This is a genomic window from Neisseria wadsworthii 9715 (assembly GCF_000227765.1).
Taxonomy (GTDB): Bacteria; Pseudomonadota; Gammaproteobacteria; order Burkholderiales; family Neisseriaceae; genus Neisseria; species Neisseria wadsworthii.
In genome coordinates this window covers 780,057-804,966 of record NZ_JH165159.1, presented here as the reverse complement: position 1 = coordinate 804,966, position 24,910 = coordinate 780,057, and the positions used below count along the sequence as shown (strand labels likewise).

Annotated in this window: 24 protein-coding genes; 10 read left to right on the top strand and 14 right to left on the bottom strand. The window is 50.8% G+C overall.

Going from position 1 to position 24,910, the window contains the following annotated elements; genetic code table 11:
* Positions 1–264 (top strand): phosphatase PAP2 family protein (locus tag HMPREF9370_RS03570; RefSeq protein ID WP_040666851.1); only part of this gene is annotated, 264 nt, incomplete at its 5' end.
* A gap of 342 nt (positions 265–606) precedes the next feature.
* Positions 607–1,422 (top strand): indole-3-glycerol phosphate synthase TrpC, encoded by an 816-nt coding sequence (gene trpC / locus HMPREF9370_RS03565; protein ID WP_009115949.1) that lies wholly within the window; start codon positions 607–609, stop codon positions 1,420–1,422.
* A gap of 194 nt (positions 1,423–1,616) precedes the next feature.
* Here the strand turns inward: trpC and lepB are convergent, their stop codons facing one another.
* Together lepB and lepA are read right to left on the bottom strand one after the other, a co-directional pair.
* Positions 1,617–2,612 carry a signal peptidase I gene (lepB, locus tag HMPREF9370_RS03560; protein WP_009115948.1) on the bottom strand — a complete coding sequence of 332 codons (996 nt, stop codon included), beginning with the start codon at positions 2,610–2,612 and terminating at the stop codon, positions 1,617–1,619.
* Positions 2,613–2,615: 3 nt separating this feature from the next.
* Positions 2,616–4,409, bottom strand: a complete 1,794-nt coding sequence (lepA, locus tag HMPREF9370_RS03555; protein ID WP_040667420.1) for a translation elongation factor 4 — start codon at positions 4,407–4,409, stop codon at positions 2,616–2,618.
* A gap of 648 nt (positions 4,410–5,057) precedes the next feature.
* Between lepA and HMPREF9370_RS03550 the strand changes: the two genes are divergently transcribed.
* Positions 5,058–5,666 (top strand): MlaC/ttg2D family ABC transporter substrate-binding protein, encoded by a 609-nt coding sequence (locus HMPREF9370_RS03550; protein ID WP_040666849.1) that lies wholly within the window; start codon positions 5,058–5,060, stop codon positions 5,664–5,666.
* Positions 5,667–5,743: 77 nt separating this feature from the next.
* On the opposite strand, the gene HMPREF9370_RS03545 is transcribed toward HMPREF9370_RS03550, so the two are convergent.
* The 6 genes from HMPREF9370_RS03545 to HMPREF9370_RS03520 all read right to left on the bottom strand — a co-directional run bounded on the left by HMPREF9370_RS03545 (position 5,744) and on the right by HMPREF9370_RS03520 (position 9,043).
* A complete protein-coding gene (locus tag HMPREF9370_RS03545) occupies positions 5,744–5,989 on the bottom strand; it encodes a zf-HC2 domain-containing protein (protein ID WP_256998670.1) in 246 nt (81 codons plus the stop codon).
* On the bottom strand, positions 5,944–6,537 hold the full coding sequence (locus HMPREF9370_RS03540; protein WP_009115942.1) for a sigma-70 family RNA polymerase sigma factor: 594 nt from the start codon (positions 6,535–6,537) through the stop codon (positions 5,944–5,946). Before HMPREF9370_RS03540 ends, HMPREF9370_RS03545 begins: the two co-directional genes overlap by 46 nt.
* A gap of 2 nt (positions 6,538–6,539) precedes the next feature.
* Positions 6,540–7,274: an HvfC family RiPP maturation protein gene (locus tag HMPREF9370_RS03535; RefSeq protein WP_009115941.1), complete on the bottom strand. Its 735-nt coding sequence runs from the start codon at positions 7,272–7,274 to the stop codon at positions 6,540–6,542.
* The gene (locus tag HMPREF9370_RS03530) at positions 7,264–8,112 is read right to left on the bottom strand and encodes an HvfB family MNIO-type RiPP peptide maturase (protein WP_009115940.1); all 849 of its coding nucleotides are present in this window, start codon (positions 8,110–8,112) and stop codon (positions 7,264–7,266) included. Before HMPREF9370_RS03530 ends, HMPREF9370_RS03535 begins: the two co-directional genes overlap by 11 nt.
* An 84-nt stretch (positions 8,113–8,196) precedes the next feature.
* Positions 8,197–8,505, bottom strand: coding sequence for an HvfA family oxazolone/thioamide-modified RiPP metallophore (locus HMPREF9370_RS03525; RefSeq protein ID WP_009115939.1), 309 nt, complete (start codon positions 8,503–8,505; stop codon positions 8,197–8,199).
* A 58-nt stretch (positions 8,506–8,563) separates the two neighbouring features.
* Positions 8,564–9,043 (bottom strand): HvfX family Cu-binding RiPP maturation protein, encoded by a 480-nt coding sequence (locus HMPREF9370_RS03520; protein ID WP_009115938.1) that lies wholly within the window; start codon positions 9,041–9,043, stop codon positions 8,564–8,566.
* 259 nt (positions 9,044–9,302) lie between these two features.
* Here HMPREF9370_RS03520 and HMPREF9370_RS03515 point away from each other — a divergent pair, with 259 nt between their 5' ends.
* Together HMPREF9370_RS03515 and HMPREF9370_RS03510 are read left to right on the top strand one after the other, a co-directional pair.
* Positions 9,303–10,649 carry a DUF2868 domain-containing protein gene (locus HMPREF9370_RS03515; RefSeq protein WP_009115936.1) on the top strand — a complete coding sequence of 449 codons (1,347 nt, stop codon included), beginning with the start codon at positions 9,303–9,305 and terminating at the stop codon, positions 10,647–10,649.
* Positions 10,650–10,783: 134 nt separating this feature from the next.
* On the top strand, positions 10,784–12,115 hold the full coding sequence (locus tag HMPREF9370_RS03510) for a GTPase/DUF3482 domain-containing protein (protein WP_009115935.1): 1,332 nt from the start codon (positions 10,784–10,786) through the stop codon (positions 12,113–12,115).
* A gap of 98 nt (positions 12,116–12,213) precedes the next feature.
* Here the strand turns inward: HMPREF9370_RS03510 and HMPREF9370_RS03505 are convergent, their stop codons facing one another.
* Positions 12,214–13,467: a D-amino acid dehydrogenase gene (locus HMPREF9370_RS03505; RefSeq protein WP_009115934.1), complete on the bottom strand. Its 1,254-nt coding sequence runs from the start codon at positions 13,465–13,467 to the stop codon at positions 12,214–12,216.
* Between the two features lie 140 nt (positions 13,468–13,607).
* Between HMPREF9370_RS03505 and HMPREF9370_RS03500 the strand changes: the two genes are divergently transcribed.
* A complete protein-coding gene (locus HMPREF9370_RS03500; RefSeq protein ID WP_009115933.1) occupies positions 13,608–14,072 on the top strand; it encodes an Lrp/AsnC ligand binding domain-containing protein in 465 nt (154 codons plus the stop codon).
* Between the two features lie 585 nt (positions 14,073–14,657).
* On the opposite strand, the gene galU is transcribed toward HMPREF9370_RS03500, so the two are convergent.
* From galU to HMPREF9370_RS03475, 5 genes are all read right to left on the bottom strand, one after another.
* Positions 14,658–15,539: a UTP--glucose-1-phosphate uridylyltransferase GalU gene (gene galU / locus HMPREF9370_RS03495; protein WP_009115930.1), complete on the bottom strand. Its 882-nt coding sequence runs from the start codon at positions 15,537–15,539 to the stop codon at positions 14,658–14,660.
* Between the two features lie 64 nt (positions 15,540–15,603).
* Positions 15,604–18,024, bottom strand: a complete 2,421-nt coding sequence (gene ligA / locus HMPREF9370_RS03490) for an NAD-dependent DNA ligase LigA (RefSeq protein WP_009115929.1) — start codon at positions 18,022–18,024, stop codon at positions 15,604–15,606.
* Positions 18,025–18,115: 91 nt separating this feature from the next.
* A complete protein-coding gene (locus tag HMPREF9370_RS03485) occupies positions 18,116–19,447 on the bottom strand; it encodes a cell division protein ZipA C-terminal FtsZ-binding domain-containing protein (protein WP_009115928.1) in 1,332 nt (443 codons plus the stop codon).
* Positions 19,448–19,561: 114 nt separating this feature from the next.
* Complete coding sequence (gene ampD / locus HMPREF9370_RS03480) at positions 19,562–20,152, bottom strand: 1,6-anhydro-N-acetylmuramyl-L-alanine amidase AmpD (protein WP_009115927.1); 591 nt, start codon at positions 20,150–20,152, stop codon at positions 19,562–19,564.
* Entirely contained in the window at positions 20,133–20,900 is a 768-nt protein-coding gene (locus tag HMPREF9370_RS03475) for an alpha/beta fold hydrolase (protein WP_009115926.1), read from the bottom strand. Before HMPREF9370_RS03475 ends, ampD begins: the two co-directional genes overlap by 20 nt.
* 150 nt (positions 20,901–21,050) lie before the next feature.
* Here HMPREF9370_RS03475 and mltG point away from each other — a divergent pair, with 150 nt between their 5' ends.
* The 4 genes from mltG (at position 21,051) to trpA (ending at position 24,906) form a co-directional block, all read left to right on the top strand.
* Positions 21,051–22,073 (top strand): endolytic transglycosylase MltG, encoded by a 1,023-nt coding sequence (gene mltG, locus HMPREF9370_RS03470; protein WP_009115924.1) that lies wholly within the window; start codon positions 21,051–21,053, stop codon positions 22,071–22,073.
* 319 nt (positions 22,074–22,392) lie between these two features.
* A complete protein-coding gene (locus HMPREF9370_RS03465) occupies positions 22,393–22,665 on the top strand; it encodes an ACT domain-containing protein (protein WP_009115923.1) in 273 nt (90 codons plus the stop codon).
* 15 nt (positions 22,666–22,680) lie between these two features.
* Positions 22,681–24,036 carry a PFL family protein gene (locus HMPREF9370_RS03460; RefSeq protein WP_009115922.1) on the top strand — a complete coding sequence of 452 codons (1,356 nt, stop codon included), beginning with the start codon at positions 22,681–22,683 and terminating at the stop codon, positions 24,034–24,036.
* An 87-nt stretch (positions 24,037–24,123) separates the two neighbouring features.
* A complete protein-coding gene (trpA, locus tag HMPREF9370_RS03455; protein ID WP_009115921.1) occupies positions 24,124–24,906 on the top strand; it encodes a tryptophan synthase subunit alpha in 783 nt (260 codons plus the stop codon).
* Positions 24,907–24,910: the final 4 nt, after the last annotated feature.

Below are 24,910 nucleotides of genomic sequence, written 5' to 3'. Positions count from 1 at the left end.
ATAACACAACGCTTCATTTCCCGGCGGCCACCGCACCTTTCCCGCCGCTCTGGCCACCACCATCGTGATACTGTGCTGGCCAGCCCTTACCGTGCATGGATTATTCTCGGCGCATTCCCCTTCTTCACATTACCGGCCGGTTTCGCACGAATCATATTGGACGTACACTATCCCACCGACGTACTCGTCGGCTGGCTAACCGGCATGAGCACCGTTATCGGCATCCACCAGCTGATGCACGATAAGATCAAACAGTCCCGGTAAACATTCATAAACAGCAATCCTGAAGCGCCTAAACATATGCCTGTCTGAAACGGCTTTTTCAGACAGGCATTCATCTAAGCAAGTCAACTGAAAACTGTACACTCGTCATACTCGGTTCAAACCCGAAATTGAAAGTTTTTTAAAACACCGACCAAGCCGACCGATAGACCTTGCTGGGCTTTTGCATTAACATACAGCCCGAAACCGACTACCCGAATCCGTGCCCAAAACACCTGATAGAGGATAGAAGTTTCCCCATATCAATGCCTGTCTGAAAGTGAAAGTGCAGCAAACCCACTTTTCAGACAGGCCTATCCAACCCACTCAAACCGACTACACACCATGAACGACATCCTGCAAAAAATCCTCGCCACGAAAGTTGAAGAAGTGGCCGCAGCCAAAGCCGCCATTTCTCTGGAAGACATCCGCCGTCAAGCAGAACATGCCGAACCGGTACGTAACTTCACTGAAGCCATCTGCGCCAAACATGCACAAGGCTTACCCGCCATCATAGCCGAAATCAAAAAAGTCAGCCCTTCCAAAGGCCTAATCCGTCCCGATTTCAACCCGGCCGCCCATGCGCAGGATTACGAACGCGCCGGCGCCGCCTGCCTTTCCGTGCTGACCGACGAGCAATATTTCCAAGGCTCACCCGAATACATGAAACAAGCCCGCGCCGCCGTGAGCTTGCCGGTATTGCGAAAAGATTTCATCGTCGACGAATACCAAATCTATCAAGCCCGGGCTTGGGGCGCCGACGCCATTTTGCTGATTGCTGCCGCTCTCAGCTCCGAAGAGCTTGAGCATTTTGAGCAAACCGCCCACTCACTCGGCATGTCTGTCCTACTAGAGCTGCACGATCCTTCCGAACTGGAAAAATGCCGCCGCCTCACCACTCCTCTGCGCGGTGTCAACAATCGAAATTTGCGCACCTTCGAAGTGAACATACAACAAACAATCGATCTTTTGCCGCAGCTCCGGGGGCATATCGTCATCGCCGAGAGCGGTATCCGCGGCAAAGAAGATATTGACTTCATGCGCCGTTACGGTGTGCATACTTTCTTAATCGGTGAAACATTTATGCGTTCAGATGATATTGAAGCGGAAGTAAGAAATTTGTTTTGTGTTCAGCCGTCCGACCATGAAACTGAAGACTGAAACTTTTGGGAAATTAAGCCGAACAGCAGAAACGGGCTATTTTCGTCATACTCTGGCTTGACGAAACCATGACAAAAATAAATCTATTTTCGATATCATCATTTCTGGCTATTTCACTGTTTCGGTTAAGCTTACCTACCAACAAAAATGCCTGTCTGAAACCATTCAGACAGGCATTTGCTTTTCTCTCAACCTCATTTGATTGACGTACCGATACGGCCCCAATCCTTGAAATTCAACCAAATGAAAAATGCTTTTCCAACCATTAACTTATCATCTACAAAGCCCCAGTAGCGCGAGTCTTCACTGGCATCACGGTTATCGCCAAGCATGAAATAGCTGCCTTCCGGTACTTTGCAGCGGAACCACGAACCGTCACGCGAATAGTCACAGTTCTCGCGATGGGCGAAATGAGCGCGCACATGGCTGGGCGAGAATGCAGGATTGCCGTTGATGCGCAAAGTGGTATAGTCACGCTCGTTCAAACGCTCTTGATATTGGTCTGCCTGAACTTCCTGCAAACCAAAAGGTGTATTTTCCTGATAGTGATACAGGCCTTCCGATTGCGCTTCCACCTCTTCCCCATTCACAAACAAGGTTTTGTTGCGGTATTCCACCACATCGCCCGGCAGGCCGATGGCACGTTTGATGTAGTTGATATTGGTATCTTCAGGGTAATTAAACACCACCACATCGCCGCGCTCCACCTGACCGGTAGGAATCAAAACCGTATTCAAAATCGGCACACGGATGCCGTAAGACGATTTTTTCACCAAGATAAAGTCGCCTACCACCAAACCCGGGCGCATCGAGCTTGAAGGAATCTGAAACGGTTCGGCGATAAATGTGCGCAACACAAACACCAGCAAGATAATCGGAAAAAAGCCGCTCATGTAATCTCGGAAATGATTGTCGTCGCGTCCGCTTTCCGATACATCGGGCACCCATTTTGATGTGTACTTATGCCAAACCCATACACCGCCGGTAAACAACACAAAAATCAGCAGCACGGCCGTAAAGCTCATCATGGCGGAAAACAGGCCGAACACGCCCACCATCATCAAGAGATAGCCCCATTGCAGGCCGTTGCTCCACTCGCCGTTCACACTGCGCTCTTTATTGCTGGCCGCGTATAAAACGCCACCGGCCACCAGCGCCAAAGCAGCCATTACAACCCATTGGTTCACCATGGTTTATTTGTCTCCCACTTGTAAAATCGCCAAAAACGCACTTTGCGGAATCTCCACATTACCCACCTGCTTCATGCGGCGCTTACCTGCTTTTTGTTTTTCCAACAATTTCTTCTTACGCGTAATATCGCCGCCGTAGCACTTAGCCAATACGTTTTTACGCAATGCCTTCACGTTTTCACGCGCAATAATCTGGCTGCCGATAGCTGCCTGAACGGCAATATCAAACATCTGGCGCGGAATCAGCTCGCGCATCTTGGCGGCCAGCTCGCGTCCGCGGTGAACTGCGCTTTGGCGGTGCACAATCAGGCTCAGCGCATCTACTTTCTCGCCATTCACCATAATATCAAGCTTAATCAAATCGGAAGGTTGGAATTCTTTAAATTCATAATCCAAAGAAGCGTAGCCGCGCGAAGTGGATTTCAGCTTGTCGAAGAAATCCATCACTACTTCGTTCATCGGCAAGTCGTAAGTGAGCATCACCTGACGACCCATATACTGCATATTCACCTGCACACCGCGCTTTTGGTTACACAAAGTCATCACATTGCCCACATATTCCTGCGGTACCAGGATAGTTGCAGTGATAATCGGCTCTAAAATCGTTTCGATGCTGCCGATATCGGGCAGCTTCGATGGGTTTTCCACCTCGATTTTTTCGCCGTTTTTCATGATTACTTCATACACCACCGTCGGCGCAGTGGTAATCAAGTCCATATCGAACTCGCGTTCCAAACGCTCCTGCACGATTTCCAAATGCAGAAGGCCGAGGAAGCCGCAACGGAAACCAAACCCCAAAGCCTGCGATACTTCCGGCTCGAATTTCAGGGAAGCATCATTCAATTGCAGCTTTTCCAGCGCTTCGCGCAAGGCTTCGTAATCGTGGCTTTCCACCGGATACAAACCGGCAAACACCTGCGATTGCACCTCTTGAAAGCCCGGCAGCGGTTCGGCAGCGGGATTGGATACCAGCGTTACCGTGTCGCCCACTTTAGCCTGCCCCAGCTCTTTCACGCCGGTAATCAGAAAGCCTACTTCTCCCGCACTCAGCTGCTGCTTGGCAACGGATTTCGGTGTGAACACGCCCAGCTGCTCCACCAGCGTTTCCGCTTTGGTCGACATAAAACGCACTTTGTCTTTCAGTTTCAAAGTGCCGTTTTTCACGCGGATCAGCATCACCACGCCCACATAATTGTCAAACCATGAGTCGATAATCATGGCTTGCAGAGGCGCTTCGGGGTCGCCGGTCGGAGCGGGGATTTTTGCCACGATTTCTTCCAGCACGTCTTCCACACCCAAGCCGCTTTTGGCCGAACAGGTTACCGCACCCACTGCGTCGATGCCGATAATGTCTTCAATCTCCTGCGCCACACGGTCGGGGTCGGCAGCGGGCAGGTCGATTTTGTTCAACACCGGCACCACTTCCACACCTAAATCAATCGCGGTGTAGCAGTTGGCAACGGTTTGCGCTTCCACACCCTGCGATGCATCCACCACCAAAAGCGCACCTTCGCAAGCAGACAGTGAGCGCGACACTTCATAAGAAAAATCAACGTGCCCCGGCGTGTCAATCAGATTGAGCTGGTACAGCTGACCATCGCGCGCTTTATAGTTCAACGCAGCGGTTTGCGCCTTGATGGTAATGCCGCGCTCTTTTTCAATGTCCATAGAATCGAGCACCTGCGTACTCATTTCGCGCATTTCCAAGCCGCCGCAATATTGAATGAAGCGGTCGGCCAACGTGGATTTACCATGGTCGATATGGGCGATGATAGAGAAATTTCGGATATTTTTCATAGTGTTCATGATGATGCATTATTTTGAAATGCCTGTCTGAACGCTTTCAGACAGGCATTCGGTATCAGGCCAAATAGCCGCATATTTTAACCTAAAAAACCGCCAAACGCCGCAAAACTTTATCGGCCGGCAACACAAATGCCTGTCTGAAAACATTCAGACAGGCATCACCATAAACACAGCCAACCAGCTAATCACCGCCGCCATTCTCATCTTCGCTAGCTTCACCCAAATCATACACCCAATCATACAACCCATCATATCCCCCAGCAGAACATGCCGTCCCCGCAATAAACTACTGCTAAAAACTCAGCCAGAGCAAACAACAAAACCACCGACCAACCGGCTAAGACGCCTATAAATCCATCCGGCACATACGGCCATTCCATAATGCAGCCATTCGGCTTTGCGGCAACCACCTTTCCTAACATACTGTTTTTTAATTATTAATTATTCATAATATTCGTGTAAGGTGAAAATGAGTTTTTTATACAAGCGGTGATCGGCCCACCGCTTTGTGACCAATCGTATTACTCAATTAAGTTTATTTTCAGCAAAATATTGAAAACTTTGCTCACCCGAATGCCTACCCTGTTATGCTTGTAAATGCTGTAAATGTTTCCAAAACAAAAAACAGAGAGGATTAGTATGAATAAAATCTTTACCGTGATGTTAACTGCGCCTGTGTTGGTGGCTGCGCCTTTCGTACACGCCGCACCCGCACAACATCCGGCGCAAACACAGTTTAAGCAAAACATGGATGCCGTGCTGAAAATTGCGCGCGACAAGAGCTTAAACGAAGATCAAAAAATCCAACGTATTACCGGCTATGCCGACCGCTATTTGGATTACCAGCGCATTTCCGCGCTGGCCGTAGGTATGCCGTGGCGCGAATTCAATGCCAATCAGAAAAGCGAGTTTATCAAAGCGTTTAAAGATATGGTGGTTTCTATTTATTCACATTCCGCTTTAATGGGTGCGGTAGATTCGCAAGTGACCATGTTGCCGAAACTGACAGAGGAAAAAAACAAGCGCGTTACCGTGTTTACTGAAATTAAAACCAGCAGCGGTAAAAAATACGAAGTGGGCTACCGTCTCTATCCGGTCGGCTCCACTTATAAGATTTATGATATCCAAGTGGACGGAGCCAGCCTTGTAACTGTGTACCGCAACCAGTTTAATGAGCTGGTGAAGCAAAAAGGCATCGACGGCACCATCGAAACTGTGCGCCAAAAAGGCCTGAAAAAAGTTGAGTAAGGTTGTTGTCTGAAAGCAAAATCAACAATGCCTGTCTGAAAAATATGTTTCAGACAGGCATTGTTTTTCATTTACTGTTATTTATTCTGTTCTTCTTCCGAAAGATGCTTCACCCATGCTTGCATACTGTCACTGATTTGCTGCATCTGCCGACTGTATTTACGACAATGCGAACAATAGGCAAGATGGAGGCGCAAGGTTATGTGTTCCTGCACACTAAGCGGCCTGTCTTGCTGCTCGGAAAGCAGCCGGCATGCCTCTTTGCATTTAATCAACACTATGTTTCTCCTTTGTCGGTTCCGTACCAGTTTTTCTGCAAGCATTGGCGCAAGCCGTTGCGAGCACGGTGCAAGATGGCGTAGCAATTATTAGGTGTAATGCCGAAATCGTGGCAAATTTCTTCTACTTCCATCCCCATGACTTCCTTCAAATAAAAAATACGCGCGGTATTTTCCGGCAGGTTGCCGAGACATTTCTCCAGTATTTTAAAAAAATCTTGTTGTTCTAAATGGGCTTCGGTCGGATTAGGCTGCCAAACTTCAGGGCTGGATTCTTTCTGCCAATGGCCGCCTTCATCGAAACAGGCTTGATATTGTGCATCAATCCTTGCGGCCTGGTCGCTGTCATCCAGGCTAATCATGTCTTTGCGGCCGCGGTAATAATCGATGATTTTGTTTTTGAGTATGCTCATCACCCAAGTGCCGAGTTCGGCACCTGCCCGGTATTGTTCTTGTTTGTTAATGGCTGCGGAAAGCGCGTCCTGCACCAAGTCTTCAGACAGGCTTTCATCCCGCAGCTGCATTCTGGCGAATTTAAGCATGGCGGGACGCAAAGCGGCGATGCGGTTGCTGAAATCGGTAAATGTTGGCATGGTTATCCGTTTTGCACCTTTATCAAAACACCTTCTTCCTGCCAATGCGCCAGCCGTTCGAGCAATAAAGGTTCGGCATCGCTGCTACCCGTCAATTCACGGATGCTTTGAGTGAGCGAAGCAATGCTGTCGTTTTGCTGCTCGAAATGTTGCAATAGGAATACATCAATATCATCAATGGCTTGATAACAGGTTTCATCCTCCAAATTGCGCCAAGTGAGTACATAAGTTTCGTCATTCTCAAAACTTTTCAGGCCGGTGCGGATAAAATCAACGGGATACTGTTTCAGGCGCACACCTTCTGCCAATGTCAAAATATCGTTGTTTGATTCAGCCGGCTTCCGCAGCCCGCATAGCGCAGTTTCCGCGTGCAGCAAATCTGTTTCAAATTCCATCATCGCCAGCACATTCTGCGGCAGAAGCCTGTCTGAAAGCTGGCTTCGGGCAAATGCTAAAAACTGGGTGGGAATATCTTTAAAATAAGGCGATTCCGGTTTGCCTTCGCTTAAAAAACGGTTTTGCAGATCCTGCCATTGTTCCGCATCGGCAAATGCGATGCTGTCGCTAAAACAGCGCTCCAAAAACGAAGCGATATTGTTGTGCACCAAACGACGGTAAACTGCTAAGCCGTTTGCATTAAAATCTTGAGGTACTCCGGCTTCGAGGTTGCCTACGGCGGCAGCCAGTTGGGCTTGGAAATCCGTACCTATACATTTGCTCACATCATCACGCTGCATCTGCTTGCTTTCCGTATATTTTCTGAATAGCGGCAATCCTTGCTACTTCTGCTTCCAGCTCCGCAAAAGGCGGAAAATTAGTGTCGCGCTCAAGCAGACAAGGCGGCTGGTGGGAAAACTTGCTGCAAGCGTAATCAAATAATGACCACACATCACCGCAAATGGCTTCGCCGTGCGTATCGATTAAAATTTCTTCATCAGAATCATGCCCGGCCATGTGTAGGTAAACCACTTTATCCAAATCCACCGTATTAATGAACGTTTGGCCGTCGGTTTGGCCGTGATTCATTGCATTTACATAAATATTGTTGATATCCAAATGGATGTCGCAATCCGCTTCTTTTGCCACCGCATTGAGAAACGCCACCTCACTCATTTCGTTGCCCGGAGCGAGCAGGTAAGAAGATGTATTTTCAATGGCTATACGCATTTCCAATATATCTTGCGTTTGGCGGATTCTTGCCGCAGTATGCCGCACAGTTTCATCATTAAACGTGAGCGGTAACAGATCATAAAGATGGCCGAAATGGCTGCAATAGCTTAAATGTTCGGAGAAAAAATCAATATTGTATTGGCGCATAAAGGCTTTAACTTCCTGCAAAAAGCCTACCTGTAAAGGATCACGTCCGCCCAGTGAAAGCGAAAGCCCGTGGCAGGCAATCGGAAAGCGTTCCGCCAGCGCATCAAGCTGTTTGCGTGCCGCACCGCCGGTTTTAATCCAGTTTTCCGGTGCCACTTCGATAAATTGAATCGGACTGTTTTCAGGGGTAATGTTCAGTAGGTCTTCTGCCAGATCACGCTTAAAGCCCAAGCCGGCACCTTGCAAAACCGTAGCCATATGCTTACCTATCAAATCAAATATAAGTTTGGAAAAGAAAGCCGCTGCATAGAGCGCAGCCTACCGCAGCGGCCGGCAAACAGCTTATTTTTTGCTGCCGCATTTACCTTCGCCACATTTGCCTTCACCGCATTTACCTTCAGCAGCTTTGCTGTGGGCTTTAGAAGCACCGCATTTACCTTCGCCACATTTACCTTCACCGCACTTGCCTTCACCGGCTTTGGCTTTGCTGGTTTTGTGTGAAGCACCGCATTTTCCTTGTCCGCAAGCGCCTTCTTTCGCTTTTTGTGATTGTTGCTGAGCAGGTTGTACGGTAGTGGTTTTGCTGTCGGCGCATGCAGCACCAGCCAAAGTCAACGCACCGGCCAAAGCAATTAAAGAGGTTTTTTTCATTGTGTTCACTCCTAAAAAATTGATTTAAATAAAATTAACGAGAGGGTAATAACCGTTTTTACAACGGAATTTTAGAAAACTTTTTCTTTAATAAAGTGTCTAGCGACAGCTTGCCCGAGCCTTGCAATATCACAGGCAACATAACCAGGCAATAAATCAGCGCCATTTTATAACCATTTTGAACAATGTTATAGCCATTTTCTGCGTGAACCGCATACCAGGCGACAGCAGTGAGCATAAATAATGCCGCGGCAGCATAACGGCTGAACAAACCCAATACAAGCAACACGGGAGCAACCAATTCAATACCCATTGCCGTAAACCAGTTTAAATCTGCCGGTAACACGCTGAATGGGAAAGGGAAGGCTGTTTGAATTTCTGCAAACCAGTTTTCGCCGTTCCACTTTTCAACGCCCGCTTCCCAAAATTCGTAAGCGGCAAACAAACGTAAGGCGAGTAAAGAAATGTCTTTAGTCCAAGTAGAGGAAAAGCTGCTGTTGTGATTATGATAAGCAGCAGGTTGTGCTATCTCTGTCATTTTTGTGAACCTTTCACTGTGTATTTGCTGTACACACGTTTAGACGGCGCTTACCGGCAAATTCTTATAATTTTTTATAAAAATAATTATATCTTAATGATATTTAAAGAAAATTAATTTAAAAAATTTGATAAAACCCCAAAATAGCCATCCAAACCAACCCATTAAATCATTTCGCTATATACAAAGCCATCATCATGCTTTGCTTTATCTCTATGTTAAAATTCCGATTCTTTCAGTACCAGAATAATCAATAATAATGTTTCCTCTTTCCATCCAGCTCACCGAACTCGTGCGCCTTTTACAAGAGCGCGGTTATATTTTTGCCGCCAACCCGCAACCGATTACCGAAGTATTGCGTCAAACGGAGGAAAGCGCCGAGAAAAAGCTTATCCGCCGCGCTGAAATGATTGATAGCGACCACAAGCTTTACGACACGCTGCTTCGTGTGCGCAATACGGTTGGCTGGGCTGTAGCAGCCGCCACCCTAATCTGGCTCCTTATCGGCTTTTCCGGCACGTTCGGCCTGATGCAGCAAAGCGGTTTGAACTTCTTTTTTGTATTGGCCGGTGTATTGGGCTTACACACTTTAATGCTTATTGTATGGCTGGCTTCCCTTTTTCTGCTGCGCAAAAACACAAGCTTTTTCATTAATCCTTCTTTATGGATACGCGGTAAAGATCCGGTCAACCAAGCCGTTTTACGGCTTTACAGCGATGAGTTCAACCGCCCTTCCGCCCGCTGGCGCATCGGCGAAACCACCCACCGCCTGTGGCTGGCCACATTATTCGGCATGCTCGCCGCCGTGGTATTGCTCCTGATGGTGCGGCAATACACATTCAACTGGGAAAGCACACTGTTAAGCGACACCACATCCATCAATCTCGTCAGCATCTTGGCGTGGCTGCCCGCCAAACTCGGCTTCCCCGTGCCCGACGCAGAAGCCGTGCTCGGCAGCAGGCTCAATAGCAACACCGAAACCGCCCGCCAATGGGGCGGCCTCTTGATCGGCAGCATCGTGTGCTACGGCATATTGCCGCGTTTTGCTGCATGGCTTACCTGCAAAATCCTGTCGCGCAAACGCATCAACCGCCTGCCGCTCGACAAACCCTATTATCAAAACATCATCCAGCAATGGCAAAAACGCGTGGTCGATGCCGACACCCAAAGCGAAACCGTTACCACCGTTGCGCCCAAAATCAGCCTGAACGAAGCCCCGAAATGGGCCGTGATGCTGGAAACCGAATGGCCCGAAACGCATTGGTTCAAACACGTTCTCGGTCAAGAGTGGTTGGACAAAGGCACCGCCGACAGCCGCGACGCCGTAGCCGCGTTGAAAAACGAATTGCAGCAACAGCCGGCCCAACTGCTAATCGGCGTGCGCGCCCACAACGTGCCCGACCGCGGCGTTTTGCGCCAAATCGTGAGCTTGGCCGAAGCAGCACAAGGCGGCGCCTTGATCCAACTGCTTGCCGCTCCTGATTTTTCAGACAGGCTTGATGATTATTTAAGCCAATGGCAAAACGCACTTAACGAACGCAACCTACCGTGGCTGAATCCTCCGCGAATTAGTCAGCAGAATAGACAAAAAGAAATGCCTGTCTGAAAATGGTTCAAATTCGAATTTTAGCTAACACCTTAAATAAGGCTAAGAAACCGAATATTGGATTTTCAGACAGGCATTAACAACAAGCAGGCACACAACACATTTTCGCCTTAATCTATTAAGTAGATGTAATTATGAAAAGCACCTCCTTATCTTTGGCCGTAGTCGGCCACACCAACACCGGAAAAACCTCCCTGCTTCGCACTCTGCTACGCGATAGCCGGTTCGGCGAAGTTAAAAACGCGCCTGCCACCACGCGCCACGTGGAAGAAGCGGCGATTAACGACGGCAACCGCACGCTGGTTCACTTATATGACACGCCCGGCTTGGAAGATGCGGGCGGCGTGTTGGATTGGCTGGAAACCCACACCTCTTCGCGTGAAGACGGCATCGAACGGCTGCACAAGTTTCTTGAAAGCCCCGAAGCGGCGGGCGATTTCAATCAGGAAGCCAAAGTGCTGCGCCAGCTTTTGCAGAGCGATATGGCTTTGTATGTGGTGGATGCGCGCGAGCCGGTGTTGAACAAATATAAAGACGAGCTTACCGTTTTATCATGGTGCGCCAAGCCCGTGATGCCGGTGTTCAACTTTATCGAAGGACAAGATTTAAGCGACTGGACCACTATGCTGGCGCGGCGCGGGCTGCATGTTTACAGCGGATTTGACACGGTAGCTTTTGATTTTGAAGGAGAAGTGCAGCTGTGGGACAATCTTACCACCATGCTGCCCGAGCGCGGCATACTCGACCGCTTAATAGAGATGCGCAGGCGCGAATGGGCGCAACTCAACATTGATTCCAAACGCGATATCGCTCACTTTTTGCTTGATGTGGCGGCGTACAAACAGGAAATCGACGACAACGCCACGCCCGAGCCGACACTGCACAAAATGCAGGCTTCGGTACGCCAACTGGAGCGCGCACTTCAACAACAGCTGTTTCAAAATTACCGTTTTTACCACAATGAAATCGACACAGGAGAATGGGCTTTAAAAGAATTCAGACAGGATCCGTTTGATGCGGAGCAACTCAAAGCCTACGGCATCCGCACCGGCACGGGCGCCGCCACCGGTGCGCTCATCGGCTTGGGCGTGGATATGGTCACACTGGGCGGCTCGCTCGGCTTGGGCACGGCCATCGGCGGCATTTTGGGCGGCGTATTGCCGAATATGCAGGATATTTCCGATAAATTAAGCGGCAAACAAACCCTGTTTATCGACCCTGAAAGCATAACCCTGCTGGCGGCCCGTTCGCTGGATTTATTGACTGCGCTGCAAAAACGCGGCCATGCGGCGCAAAACGATATTCAAATGATCAGCGGCAAAACGCCGTGGCAGCCTTCTCGCTTACCGAGCGAATTGTCTAAAGCCAGAAGCCGTCCGAAATGGTCTTCGCTCAATACGGGCGAGCCGGAGAGCAGCCGTAGGGAAAGGCTTGAGGCCGTACCTGCCTTAATCAAGCATTTATAAACATCATGCCTGTCTGAAACCATCTTTCAGACAGGCATTTGCATTATTTCAACCATTTAATGCCATAATATTTCTTCACCATTACGTGAGTAAACGGTTTAACCATAGCGGTTCAAACCCAAATCATCCGTTCGTATTTCCGGCTGCACGCCGCCGGCGATATCGGCGGCCACTTTGCCGGACCCAAGCGACATCGTCCAGCCCAACGTGCCATGGCCGGTATTTAAAGTAAGGTTATCAAAGCCGCTGCGGCCGATAATCGGAGTGCTATCGGGTGTCATGGGGCGCAGGCCGCTCCAGAATTTTCCTTGCACCATGTCGCCGCCGTCGGGGAATAAATCTTTAACCACTGTTTCCAAAGTTTTGCGGCGCGCTTCGGTCAACTGGATCTGGTAACCTGACAACTCGGCCATGCCGCCTACACGGATGCGTTCGTCAAATCGCGTAATCGCAACCTTATAAGTTTCATCCAACACGGTTGAAACCGGCGCGCCTTGCGGATTGATAATCGGCAAAGTAAGCGAATAGCCTTTCACCGGATAAACAGGCAAGTCTAAACCTAACTGAGCCAACACAGGCCGGCTGAAACTGCCCAGTGCACACACAAAATGGTCAGCCTCAAAACGCTCGCCGTTTGCATAAACCGCCTGAACATGTTTGCCGTTGTAATCAAAACGCTCAACCGTATGGTTAAAGCGGAATATTACGCCGTTTTCGCGGCACAACTCAGCCAGCCGCGTGGTAAACAAATGACAATCGCCCGTGCTGTCGTTGGGCAGATGCAGCGCACCTGCCAGCCTGCCGACTGCCCCTGCCAGAGCAGGTTCGTATTCCAAACATTCGCGGGCGCTTAATTGTTTGTAGGGTACACCGTATTCAGCCAAAACCGCCATATCTTTTTCAGCAGCTTTCACTTCCTTATCTTGTCGGAATATCTGAAGCGTTCCTTTATTTCTGCCTTCAAAAGCCAGGCCGGTTTCTGCTATAACCCGGGCAAACATTTCACGGCTGTATTCCGACACACGAACCATGCGCTCTTTATTCAGTTTATAATGCCGGGTATCGCAGTTTTCCAGCATATGCTTCAGCCATTTCAGCTGGAAAAGGCTGCCATCGGGGCGGACAATCAAAGGAGAATGCGGCTTCATCAGCCATTTGGCCGCTTTTTTGGGAATGCCGGGCGCCGCCCACGGTGTGGTGTAGCCATAAGAAAGCTGGCCGGCATTGGCGAAACTGGTTTCCATCGCCGCTGCTCCGGCTCGGTCGATAACCGTTACCTCATGCCCTGCTCGGCACAGAAACCAAGCCGTACTGATGCCCACCACTCCCGCTCCCAACACGATAACTTTCATTATCCGCTCCTCATTATGATTGCGTGTCTGTTTTAGTGAAAGATTGTAGTGTATTCAAAAACCAATAGTTTTTTTCACTATATTTAGAGCTTTGAAAAGATGTTTCTTGAGAATTTCTGCACTTTAAAAGAGAAAAGCAGATGAAAGATTTAGACAAAACCGACCGCAAAATCCTGCGCATCCTGCAACAAAACGCCCGCATCCCGATGACCGAGCTTGCGGAGAAAGTCGGGCTTTCTACCACACCCGTTACCGAGCGCGTGCGCCGCCTTGAACGCGAAGGCGTGATTGAGGGCTACCATGCACGCCTCAATCCGCAGGCCTTGGGGCAGAATTTATTGGTATTTGTGGAATTGAAGCTGCAATCCAAATCCGGCAATATTTTTGAAGACTTCCGCCGTGAAGTGCTGAAAATTCCACAAATTATGGAATGCCATCTCATTTCGGGAGAATATGATTATCTGATTAAAGTACGCTTGCCAGACATGTCGGCTTACCGTGATTTGTTGGGAAATATTCTGCTGCAATTGCCCGCGGCAAGCGAAAGCCGCAGTTATATGGCAATGGAAGAAGTAAAAGAAGACAGCTTGTTACAAGTTGACTAAGCCATATCATAAAAACAATGCCTGTCTGAAGCTTTATTTCAGACGGGCATTGTTTTTTGCCGACACTACAGATAAAAAAATGCACACATTCTCAAGAATGTGTGCCAAGTCTACAAAGGAGAAATAGAGGAGAAACTATTAAGCAGTCATTGCAACTACCTAACGGGCCGTATTATCCTGCTTCCACATCAAGCCCGTCAATAAAAATCTGATGAATTTCCTGCTGATTTGAGCTTTTTTGCAAAAAAGCATCACTTTTACAGCTATTTTCTTGATACGATATTTGAATATAGCAAGATGCATTGGGTAAAAAAAAATGCACACATTCTCAAGAATGTGCGCCAAGTCTACAAAGGAGAAATAGAGGAGAAATAGAGGAGAAACTATCAGATTCCTCTCTTAAAGAACCTGATGAGCGTTATTTTGTACCAATACTTGACTTCAGTCAATGTTGTTTTGTTTCATTGTTACAATCGGCCTAATTATGTTCCTCTATTACAACACTGTATTTTCAGACAGGTCACATGAGCAGTAAACACAGCAGGATCTAGCCATACCGCAAAGTGACGGTTATGCCTCTCGCGACTATGGTTGGGCTTGGCTATACCGCTTCAACAGCTTGGCAAATTCTTCCCCAGTTTCGGGATGCTTCAACCCATATGCTACGGTTGCTTCCAAATAGCCGAGCTTGCTGCCGCAATCGTAGCGCGTTCCTGTAAATGCATGTGCCAAAACGGTTTCTTCATGCAGCAGTTTGGCAATGGCGTCGGTTAACTGGATTTCATTGCCTGCGCCGCGCGGCAGGTTGACCAGCAAATCGAAAATACGCGGATTCAGAATATAGCGGCCGACCACGGCCAAATTTGAAGGGGCATCTTCCGGCTTGGGTTTTTCCACAATGCTTTTCACCCGCTGCGTATGCCGGAACGCTTCGGTTTCCACAATGCCGTAAGACCCGGTTTGCGAAGGATCCACGGTTTCCACGCCGAGCACGCTGCTGCCGGTTTGGCTATACAGATCAACCATCTGCTTTAATGCTCCTTGCGGCGCGTCAATCAAATCATCCGCCAGCAACACCGCGAAAGGCTCCTGCTCCACTGCCGGGCGCGCGCACAAAACCGCGTGCCCCAAACCGAGCGCTTCGGGCTGGCGGGTGTAGAGAAAGCTCACGTCTTTCGGCACGATGTCTTTCAAATGCGCCAGCAATTTTTCTTTATTGCGCAAAGCCAGTTCCGACTCCAGCTCATAAGCTTTGTCGAAATGATCTTCAATACTGCGCTTGTTGCGGCCGGTTACAAAAATAATCTCGGTGCAGCCTGCTTCCACGGCTTCTTCAACCGCATATTGAATCAAAGGCTTGTCAACAATCGGCAGCATTTCTTTAGGGTTGGCCTTAGTAGCAGGCAGAAAACGCGTGCCCATGCCGGCCACGGGGAAAACGGCTTTTCTGATGGTTTTAGAAGTCATAGTTTTTCTTTCGATAGCTTGATGCCTGTCTGAACATTATTTTCAGACAGGCATCATATTTCAATCATTCTGTTTCGTGTAAAAACGCGAGCAATGCGGCTTCATCCAGCACTGCCACACCCAAAGCCTTGGCTTTCTCCAGCTTGCTGCCCGCCGCCTCGCCTGCCACCACATAATCGGTTTTTTTCGACACGCTGCCCGATACCTTGCCGCCTGCCGCTTCAATCAAAGCTTGCGCTTCATCACGCTTTAAGGTGGGCAGCGTACCGGTCAAAACGAAGGTTTTGCCTGCTGCTGCATGATGCCTGTCTGAAACTTCCGCCGGCTGCCCGGCCATATTTTCCGACAGAAATTGCTGCACTGCTTGCAGCAGTTTGCGGTTTTGCTCATCTACCCGCCATGCCTGCCACTCGGCCGGCAAAGCTTTATCGTTCAGCAACGCATCTATATCCTGTCCGGCCAAATCCCACAGAGCCTGCGCTTTATTTTCGGTAAGCCGGATACCGGGCAGGCGGGCCAACCATTTTTGCGGCTGCGCATATTGCGCCGGCGGCAGGCTCACCGGCTGCGCTTCCGGCATCACACCCGCCGCCAACAGCTCATCTATCATCACCTGTTGCTCACTTTGCGCGAAAAAATGGGCGATTGAACGGGCCACCACGGCACCGATGTCGGGCAAACAGGCCAACAGCGGTTCCGGCGCCCGCCGCACGTTTTCAAGCGTACCGAACGCCTGCGCCAACACTTTGGCCGTGCGTTCGCCCACATGCCGGATGCCGAGCGCAAACAGAAAACGCGACAATTCCGGCTGCCGGCTGGCGGCAATGCCGTCGAGAATATTCTGCGCCCATTTGGTGGGCGACTGCTTTTTATTTTTGCCCTCTTCCGCCACATCTTCGGCGGCGTTTTCTTTCATACGCTGCAAAGCAGCAATATCCAAATGATATAAATCGGCAAAATGGCGTACCAAATCCTGCTCCACCAAAGCCTCAATCTGCCTCTGCCCCAGGCCCTCGATGTCCATCGCTTTGCGCGAAGCAAAATGAATCAAACCCTGCGCACGCTGGGCTTGGCAAAGCATCCCGCCGCTGCAACGTGCCACCGCCTCGCCCGCCTCACGTTCAATATCGCTGCCGCAAATCGGGCAATGCTCAGGCAAACGGTAAGGCGGGTAAACCGGTTCTGCGCCTCCACTTTCCACAGTGGGTGCAAACAAATCGCTCTGCACGGTTTCTTGCAAATGCCTGTCTGAAACGTTTGCAGCGCGCATCGGCCGCCTATCCGCTACAACCCTTACCACTTCGGGAATCACATCGCCGGCGCGGCGCACCACCACGGTATCACCCACACGCACATCTTTGCGGCTCACTTCGTCCTGATTATGCAAAGTGGCGTTGGTTACGGTTACTCCGCCCACAAATACCGGCTGCAAACGGGCAACCGGCGTTACCGCGCCCGTACGGCCTATCTGCACGTCAATCGCCTCCACCACGGTTAACGCCTCTTCTGCAGGAAACTTGTGGGCAACCGCCCAGCGCGGCGCGCGGGAAATAAAACCCAACTCGCGCTGCTGCGCCAAGCTGTTCACCTTCACCACCATGCCGTCGATTTCATATGGCAACTCGGGGCGTTTTTGGCGCATATCTTCATAAAAACGCAACACATCCGCGATATTGCCGAAGAAGCCGAAATGCCCGTGCGGCAGGCTGAATCCGAGTTCGCCCAAATAGGCCAACTCCTGAATATGCGCTTTGAGCACTTTACCGCCCTGCTGGCGAGCAATGCCGTAAGCAAAAAAATGCAACTTGCGTTGCGCCGTGATGCGCGAATCCAATTGGCGCAGGCTGCCGGCCGCGGCATTGCGCGGATTGGCAAAGGTTTTCTGCCCCGCCTCGGCCTGCCGACGGTTTAATGCTTCAAAGTCGGCCTTCAGCATCAGCACTTCGCCGCGCACTTCAATCAATTCGGGCACATCATCGCCATACAGGCGCAACGGCACATTACCGATGGTTTTTACGTTTTGCGTGATGTCTTCGCCTGTTTCGCCGTCGCCCCGGGTTGCACCGCGCACCAACACACCGTCGCGATACAGCAAGCTCACGGCCAAGCCGTCGAACTTCGGTTCAATCACATACTCGGGCTTGCCGCCTCCCAAACCGCTGCGCACCCGCTCGTCGAACGCCAGCATTTCGGCATGGTCGAATACACCGCTGTCATCCTGCGGCGAGAACGCATTGGAAAGCGACAACATGGGCACTTCGTGCCGCACGCTCTCGAAGCCTGCCAACAGGCCGCCGCCCACCCGCTGCGTCGGGCTTTCAGGCAGGCGTAGTTCGGGATGCGCCGCTTCCAGCGCTTCCAGTTCGCGGAACAGTCGGTCGTATTCCGCATCGGGCACGGTAGGCGCGTCGAGCGTGTAATATTCGTGGGCGTAGCGGTTGAGTTGGTCGGTAAGCGTTCGGATGCGGTGTGATAATTCGTTCATAGTATTAAGATGCAAGTGGAGACAGCCATAAAATGCCTGTCTGAAAAAAGCGGGCACTTAATCAAGTGCCCGCCCATTATAACGGATAAGTTTAAGAGAACAGGCGTACTGCGAGGTCCCTGCCCGGCTCGATGCCTACTTTTTTCATTTCTTCTTGACGCGCCAACACAAAGCTGCGCACGTTTTTCAACCACTCGGGGGAAAGCTGGTTCATATTATCGTCAACCAAATCCAAGCCGAGGCTGCCGGAAAAATTCACGGCAATGTCCATAAAACGGTTGAAATATTTCTCGCCGGCCGGCACGCGGGTAATATCGAACAACATGCTGAAACCGCGATAAGCCTGGCTGGAAAGCAGGCTGGCGGTAAACGGGCTGCCATCAACCGTAACAATGCTGAACAGCGGCTCGCCATTATCATCCTGCAAGTGGAAAGCACCATCATGCCCCAAACGGAAGTCTGAATTTTCCAATACATTGCGCAACTCCACGCCGCTGATGCTGCCGCGCGATACCAAGTGAATAGCGATGGTTTGGTCGACACGCTCGCACAATTCGTCCAGCGGGCGGGCAGTGTCTAGGAAGCTGGGCACATCCATCAGCAGCAAACCGGCATCAAGCTGCTCGGCAAAATGGTTAACCTGCTCGCCGAAACGCTCCAATTCCTGGGTTGTGGCCAAACCGTTACGGCTGATGGCCTGCAAGCCCACCACAAAGCCCTGGTAATAAACGCTGGGAATCGGCTCGGCAATCTGCCAGCGGTCGTCCATGGTGCAGCCGGCAATCTGAAAACGGTGGCGGCCTGCAAAGCGCGGCAGGGCGTGCAATTCCTGCGGCTCGCGCAGGGAAATGTAGGCCATGTAATCGAAATTGTGGTTAAACCACGGCAATTGCTGATGCACCATATCGTCTAAATCAAGCAACAGCTCTTTTTTGTTTTTCACTTTGGTTTGCGAAGGCACGGGCACTTCTACCTTCTTAAACTTAAAGCCTCTGCCCTGCTTCGCTTCTTTTTCCAATTCCGCATCCAAATCAAGCGAAAAGGCTGCACCGAAACTGTCTTCTTCCATTTCGATTTCAACGTCTTGGCGGTTGGCGGCAGCTTTGCGCGAACCTTGCTTCTGCGACTTTTGTTCGGCTTTTGCGGCAGCGGCGGCCATTTGGTCGAACATATCTTCGGTGGGCAGCTCGGAAATGTCTTTTTCCCTTAATTTTTTAACAGGTTCGCTTTTAGGCTGGTGGCCAGGCAAGCGGCCGTCGCGCACGGAGCGGGTTTGTTTTTCCAGCAGCGCGTCTTTGTCGGAATGGCCGAACTGGGCGCGCACCTGCTGGCGGTATTTATTTTCCTGATACATATTGTAGGCAATCACGCCGAGAATCACGACGGCGCCTAAAACTAAAAAAATCAGCATGGCATCACTCATTGTTAGAAATAGCTGTTTGGTATGATTTTAAAATTTAATTTTTTAATGGCATAAACTGGCCGTGATTATACCCAAAATTAACGGCTTAGGCATCCATGCCTGTCTGAAAAACCCTCAGCGCGCCACGGGAAAACCCGCCTGCCACACACGCGCCCAATCGAAAAAATGGCCGGGGTCAGATTTGCGGCCAGGCGCGATGTCTTGATGGCCGGTAACGGCTTCAATCGGATAAACCTGCTGCAAGGCATGCAGGAGTGTATTCAGGCTTTCATATTGTGCTTCGGCAAACGGCTCGAAATCGCAGCCTTCCAGCTCGATGCCTATCGAAAACGCATTGCATTTTTCGCGCCCGCGAAACGAAGACACGCCCGCGTGGTAAGCCATATCATCACACGACACAAACTGCACGATTTCGCCGCTTCGGGCAATCAGAAAATGGCTGGACACACGCAATTCGGTCAGAATGCTGAAAAAAGGATGCTCCACCGGATTAATGCGGTTGGTAAACAGCTTTTCCACCGCCCCGTTGCCATACTCAAAAGGCGGCAGCGAAATATTGTGCAACACCACCAAATTCACGCACTCGCCTGCCTCACGCGCACAAAAATTGGGCGAATCCACCCGCCGTGCGGGGCTGAACCAGCCGTTTTGCCAATCATTCTCCACTGTTTGCCTCACTATGTTTTCAGACAGGCATGGTTTCATGCTTTTGAAATGCCTGCAGCGCCGCCCACACCATATCGGGCTGCTCTTTGATGACTTCATGCGCCGCAAAAGGTATGTTCATCAGATGCGCATCGGGCAATTCGTTTTTCAGCGCCGCCCAGTCCGCTAGCGAATAGAGAAAATCCGCCTCGCCGCGGATAGCCAGCACTTGCGCTTTGATGCGGCTGACGGTTTGGTTGGGATAGCCGCTGTCGCTTTCATCCAGCCACATCGCTCTCAGGCTGCCAACCCATTTTTCTACATCCACTTCGGGATTCTCCGCCTCATAAGCGGCCAGTTGCTCCGGCATATGCTCGCGCACGAATTCGGCATCAACTGCTTCAAACATCGGGCGCGTTGCGCTTAAGTGGTCCTTATGCCAGGCTGAACCTATGGTGCTGATGCGCTGCACCTGTTCATCTTCCGCGCCCAAGCGGTAAGCAATAATGCCGCCGTCGCTGAAGCCGAACACGCTGTATTGCCGGATATCCAAATGCTGCAAAATCCGGCGCACATCTTCGGCGGCTTGCGCATAAGTCAATGTGGCATGGCCGAAAGTGCTGCGGCCGTGCCCCCTCGTATCAATGGCGAGCACGCGGAAGTGCTGCTGCAAACGCGGCAGTAAAGCGGCGAAATCTTCAATCGAGCCGAACCCGCCATGCAGCAACACCATCACCGGCGCATCGGCCTGCCCGCCGAGCCGGAAATGCAGATTTGCACCTTTATGGATTAGAAAATGAGATTGCATCGTTCACTTTCTCCTTAAATAAAAGCAATGCCTGTCTGAAACCGAATACACGCCCGCACCCGAAAAAACACCGTCCGCATTGTAACACGCCCCGTACGGCATATCCTGTTATACTTACGCCCGATTTCCTTCATAATACATCAATAATTCATGGTAAAACAAAAGACTAAAAAGCATTCCGGCAAGCCCGTTCTGGTTGGCGCACTCATATTTCTGGCCGCAGCCGGCGGCACTTTCGGCTACCTGCTCTTTGCCGAAAAAGACAACGGCCAAACCTACCGCATGCGTGTCGGCAAAGGCCAGGGCATTTCCGGCGTAAGCCGCAAGCTGGCTGAAGACGACATTATCTACAACCGCACCGTGATGATGGCCGGCGCTTATGTTTTAGGCGTACAAAACAAGCTACACACCGGCAACTACAAGCTGCCGCAAAAAGTATCCGCCTGGCAGATTCTCAAACGCCTCAAAGAAGGCCGCCCCGACACCGTTACCATCCGCATTATCGAAGGCATGAAATTCAGCCAGATGCGCGGCGTCATCAACCAGTCGCCCGATTTGGCGCACGACACCAAAAACCTGAGCGATGCTGAGCTTCTGCAAAAAATCGACCCTGCAGCACCGAGCAGCCATCCCGAAGGCCTGTTTGCGCCCGACAGCTATGAAGTCGATGCCGAAAGCAGCGATTTGGCGCTCTACAAACTGGCCTACAAAACCCAGCAAAGAAACCTACAAGCCGCCTGGGAAGAGCGCCAAAGCGGCCTGCCCTACAAAAACCCTTACGAGCTGTTGACAATGGCCAGCATTGTGGAAAAAGAAACCGGCCATAAAGACGACCGCCGCCACGTTGCCGCCGTGTTCGTCAACCGCCTCAACATCGGCATGCGCCTGCAAACCGACCCCAGCGTTATCTACGGCATGGGCGATGCTTATAAGGGCAACATCCGCAAGTCCGACCTCCAGCGCGACACACCTTATAATACCTACACCCGCGCCGGCCTCACCCCAACGCCCATCTCCCTGCCCGGCAAAGCTTCACTGGAAGCCGCCGCCCACCCGAGCAATGCCAACTATCTTTATTTCGTTTCCAAAATGGACGGCACAGGCAAAAGTAAATTCAGCCACTCGCTGAGCGAACACAACGATGCCGTGCGCCAATATATTTTGAAAAAATAGGCGCCTGCTGCGCAGATAACGCAATGCCTGTCTGAAAACCACTGTTTCAGACAGGCATTGCCATTATTCCTGGCATTTATCGTCATACTAGGGCTTGGTTCGGATATTCATTTAGCCGCTGCCAAACATGCGTGCAAAGATCCTTGCCCTGCCCTGTTACTGTTTTTCGGTTATTTTACTATTATTTGGCTATAAACCCCTGCGATTCGGTTATAATCTGCCTCATTCATTATTCAATAAACTCATCAATTATCTATTTTCAGACAGGCATTGCAGCAATAAGATGCCTGTCTGAAAACATTTCAACCAGGAAACCATTATGAGCCATTCAGTAATCACCGTGATCGGCAAAGACCGCATCGGCATTGTTTACGACGTATCCAAATTGCTGGCGGAAAACCAAATTAATATTGTTAACATCAGCCAGCAGCTGATGGGTGGCTTTTTTACCATGATTATTTTGGCCGACACCGAACAATGCCCCAAATCGTGCCGGGAAATGCTGGATTTGTTTACCGAAGAAGGCCGAAAGCTCGCGCTTGACATCCGCATGCAAAACGAAGATTTGTTCAACGCCATGCACCGCATCTGAAAGGCTGCCTGAATCATGAGTATCCAATCCAGCGAGATTTTAGAAACCGTGCGCATGGTTTCCGACCAAAATTTCGACGTGCGCACCTTAACCATCGGCATAGACCTGCACGACTGCATCAGCCCCAACCTCGACACACTCAATCAAAATATCTACAACAAAATTACCCGCGTCGGCAAAGATTTGGTTGCCACCGCGCAATACCTATCCGCCAAATACGGCGTGCCGATTGTGAACCAGCGCATTTCCGTTACCCCGATTGCCCAAATTGCCGCGGCTACCGGCGCGGATTCTTATGTGAGCGTGGCGCAAACACTGGATAAAGCCGCCAAGGCCATCGGCGTGTCTTTTATCGGCGGCTTTTCTACGCTCGCGCCCAAAGGGCTGACACCTTCGGGCGAAGTGTTGATACGTTCGATTCCCGAAGCCATGAAAACCACGGATATTGTGTGCAGCTCGGTCAATATCGGTAGCACCCGCGCGGGCATCAATATGGATGCCGTGAAGCTGATGGGCGAAACCATCAAGCGCACGGCCGAAATCACGCCCGAAGGCTTCGGCTGCGCCAAAATCGTAGTGTTTTGCAATGCTGTAGACGACAATCCCTTTATGGCAGGTGCATTCCACGGCGCAGGGGAAGGCGATGTCATGTTGAACGTAGGTGTGTCAGGCCCCGGTGTGGTGCAGGCTGCGTTGGCCGATTGCGAAGGCAAAGATTTAACCGAAATCGCCGAAATCGTAAAAAAAACCGCGTTTAAAATCACCCGCGTGGGCGAATTAATCGGTCATGAAGCCGCACGGCGTTTGGGCATTCCTTTCGGTATTCTCGATTTATCACTCGCGCCGACGCCGGCAGTAGGCGATTCTGTGGCGCGCATTCTCGAAGCCATGGGTTTGAGCGTGTGCGGCACTCACGGCACCACCGCTGCGCTGGCGCTGCTCAACGATGCGGTGAAAAAAGGCGGCATGATGGCTTCTTCCGCAGTTGGCGGCTTGAGCGGCGCGTTTATTCCCGTGTCGGAAGACGAAGGCATGATTGCCGCCGCAGAGTCCGGCGTACTCACGCTGGATAAGTTGGAAGCGATGACTGCGGTATGCTCGGTGGGCTTGGATATGATTGCCGTGCCCGGCCATACAAGTGCGGCCACCATTTCCGGCATCATTGCCGATGAAGCGGCCATCGGTATGATCAACAGCAAAACCACCGCCGTGCGCATTATTCCCGTGCCGGGCAAAGATGTGGGCGAAAGCGTGGAATTCGGCGGGCTGCTCGGTTATGCGCCGATTATGCCGGTGAAATCAGGCTCTTGCGAAGTGTTTGTCAACCGCGGCGGGCGGATTCCGGCACCAGTGCAATCGTTGAAAAACTAAACCCTGTTGGTAGAAATTTTCAGACAGGCATATAATAAAGTTTGACATGCTGATGCCTGTCTGAAAACATCAAAACCGGAAACCTACATGAGCAGAATCTCAACCACTTTCTCCGCCTTAAACGGCAAAAAAGCCCTGATTACCTACATCACAGCCGGCGATCCCGACATTTCGACCACCGTCAGCATCATGCACAGCATGGCGGAAAACGGCGCGGATATTCTTGAATTGGGCGTGCCCTTTTCCGATCCGATGGCCGACGGCCCTACCATTCAACGTGCCGCAGAACGCGCATTGGCTAACGGTGTTTCGTTGAAAGACGTATTGGCTGCCGTGGCAGAGTTCCGCCAAACCAACCAAACCACGCCCGTAGTGTTGATGGGCTATCTGAATCCCATACACAGAATGGGTTACACCGAATTTGCCCACGCCGCTAAAGCTGCCGGCGTGGACGGCGTGTTAACCGTAGATGACCCGGTTGAAACCATCGCTCCTTTACAGAAAGTGCTGCAAGAGGCGAGCATAGACTGTATTTTCCTGATTGCACCAACCACCGGCGAAGCGCGTATCCAAGCCATTGCCGAGCATGCGGGCGGCTTCGTTTATTATGTGTCGCTCAAAGGCGTAACCGGCTCCGCTGCGCTTGATACGGAAGCCGTGGCTGAAAAAATTGCCGTATTGCGCAAATACATCTCGATTCCGATTGGCGTGGGTTTCGGCATCAACGACATCGAAAGCGCCCGAAAAATCAGCCAAATTGCCGATGCGGTGATTGTCGGCAGCAGGATTGTGAAAGAAATCGAGCATCATCTGGGTAAAGAGGCCGAAGCAGTCGGCGCGTTGGTTAAAGAGCTCAAAGCGGCGCTGTGATACT

Excerpts from the sequence above, each read along its gene's own strand:
- trpC (WP_009115949.1), top strand. The coding sequence starts at position 607 with ATGAACGACATCCTGCAAAAAATCCTCGCCACGAAAGTTGAAGAAGTG.
- lepB (WP_009115948.1), bottom strand. The coding sequence starts at position 2,612 with ATGGTGAACCAATGGGTTGTAATGGCTGCTTTGGCGCTGGTGGCCGGT.
- lepA (WP_040667420.1), bottom strand. The coding sequence starts at position 4,409 with ATGAAAAATATCCGAAATTTCTCTATCATCGCCCATATCGACCATGGT.
- HMPREF9370_RS03550 (WP_040666849.1), top strand. The coding sequence starts at position 5,058 with ATGAATAAAATCTTTACCGTGATGTTAACTGCGCCTGTGTTGGTGGCT.
- HMPREF9370_RS03545 (WP_256998670.1), bottom strand. The coding sequence starts at position 5,989 with ATGCTTGCAGAAAAACTGGTACGGAACCGACAAAGGAGAAACATAGTG.
- HMPREF9370_RS03540 (WP_009115942.1), bottom strand. The coding sequence starts at position 6,537 with ATGCCAACATTTACCGATTTCAGCAACCGCATCGCCGCTTTGCGTCCC.
- HMPREF9370_RS03535 (WP_009115941.1), bottom strand. The coding sequence starts at position 7,274 with ATGCAGCGTGATGATGTGAGCAAATGTATAGGTACGGATTTCCAAGCC.
- HMPREF9370_RS03530 (WP_009115940.1), bottom strand. The coding sequence starts at position 8,112 with ATGGCTACGGTTTTGCAAGGTGCCGGCTTGGGCTTTAAGCGTGATCTG.
- HMPREF9370_RS03525 (WP_009115939.1), bottom strand. The coding sequence starts at position 8,505 with ATGAAAAAAACCTCTTTAATTGCTTTGGCCGGTGCGTTGACTTTGGCT.
- HMPREF9370_RS03520 (WP_009115938.1), bottom strand. The coding sequence starts at position 9,043 with ATGACAGAGATAGCACAACCTGCTGCTTATCATAATCACAACAGCAGC.
- HMPREF9370_RS03515 (WP_009115936.1), top strand. The coding sequence starts at position 9,303 with ATGTTTCCTCTTTCCATCCAGCTCACCGAACTCGTGCGCCTTTTACAA.
- HMPREF9370_RS03510 (WP_009115935.1), top strand. The coding sequence starts at position 10,784 with ATGAAAAGCACCTCCTTATCTTTGGCCGTAGTCGGCCACACCAACACC.
- HMPREF9370_RS03505 (WP_009115934.1), bottom strand. The coding sequence starts at position 13,467 with ATGAAAGTTATCGTGTTGGGAGCGGGAGTGGTGGGCATCAGTACGGCT.
- HMPREF9370_RS03500 (WP_009115933.1), top strand. The coding sequence starts at position 13,608 with ATGAAAGATTTAGACAAAACCGACCGCAAAATCCTGCGCATCCTGCAA.
- galU (WP_009115930.1), bottom strand. The coding sequence starts at position 15,539 with ATGACTTCTAAAACCATCAGAAAAGCCGTTTTCCCCGTGGCCGGCATG.
- ligA (WP_009115929.1), bottom strand. The coding sequence starts at position 18,024 with ATGAACGAATTATCACACCGCATCCGAACGCTTACCGACCAACTCAAC.
- HMPREF9370_RS03485 (WP_009115928.1), bottom strand. The coding sequence starts at position 19,447 with ATGAGTGATGCCATGCTGATTTTTTTAGTTTTAGGCGCCGTCGTGATT.
- ampD (WP_009115927.1), bottom strand. The coding sequence starts at position 20,152 with ATGAAACCATGCCTGTCTGAAAACATAGTGAGGCAAACAGTGGAGAAT.
- HMPREF9370_RS03475 (WP_009115926.1), bottom strand. The coding sequence starts at position 20,900 with ATGCAATCTCATTTTCTAATCCATAAAGGTGCAAATCTGCATTTCCGG.
- mltG (WP_009115924.1), top strand. The coding sequence starts at position 21,051 with ATGGTAAAACAAAAGACTAAAAAGCATTCCGGCAAGCCCGTTCTGGTT.
- HMPREF9370_RS03465 (WP_009115923.1), top strand. The coding sequence starts at position 22,393 with ATGAGCCATTCAGTAATCACCGTGATCGGCAAAGACCGCATCGGCATT.
- HMPREF9370_RS03460 (WP_009115922.1), top strand. The coding sequence starts at position 22,681 with ATGAGTATCCAATCCAGCGAGATTTTAGAAACCGTGCGCATGGTTTCC.
- trpA (WP_009115921.1), top strand. The coding sequence starts at position 24,124 with ATGAGCAGAATCTCAACCACTTTCTCCGCCTTAAACGGCAAAAAAGCC.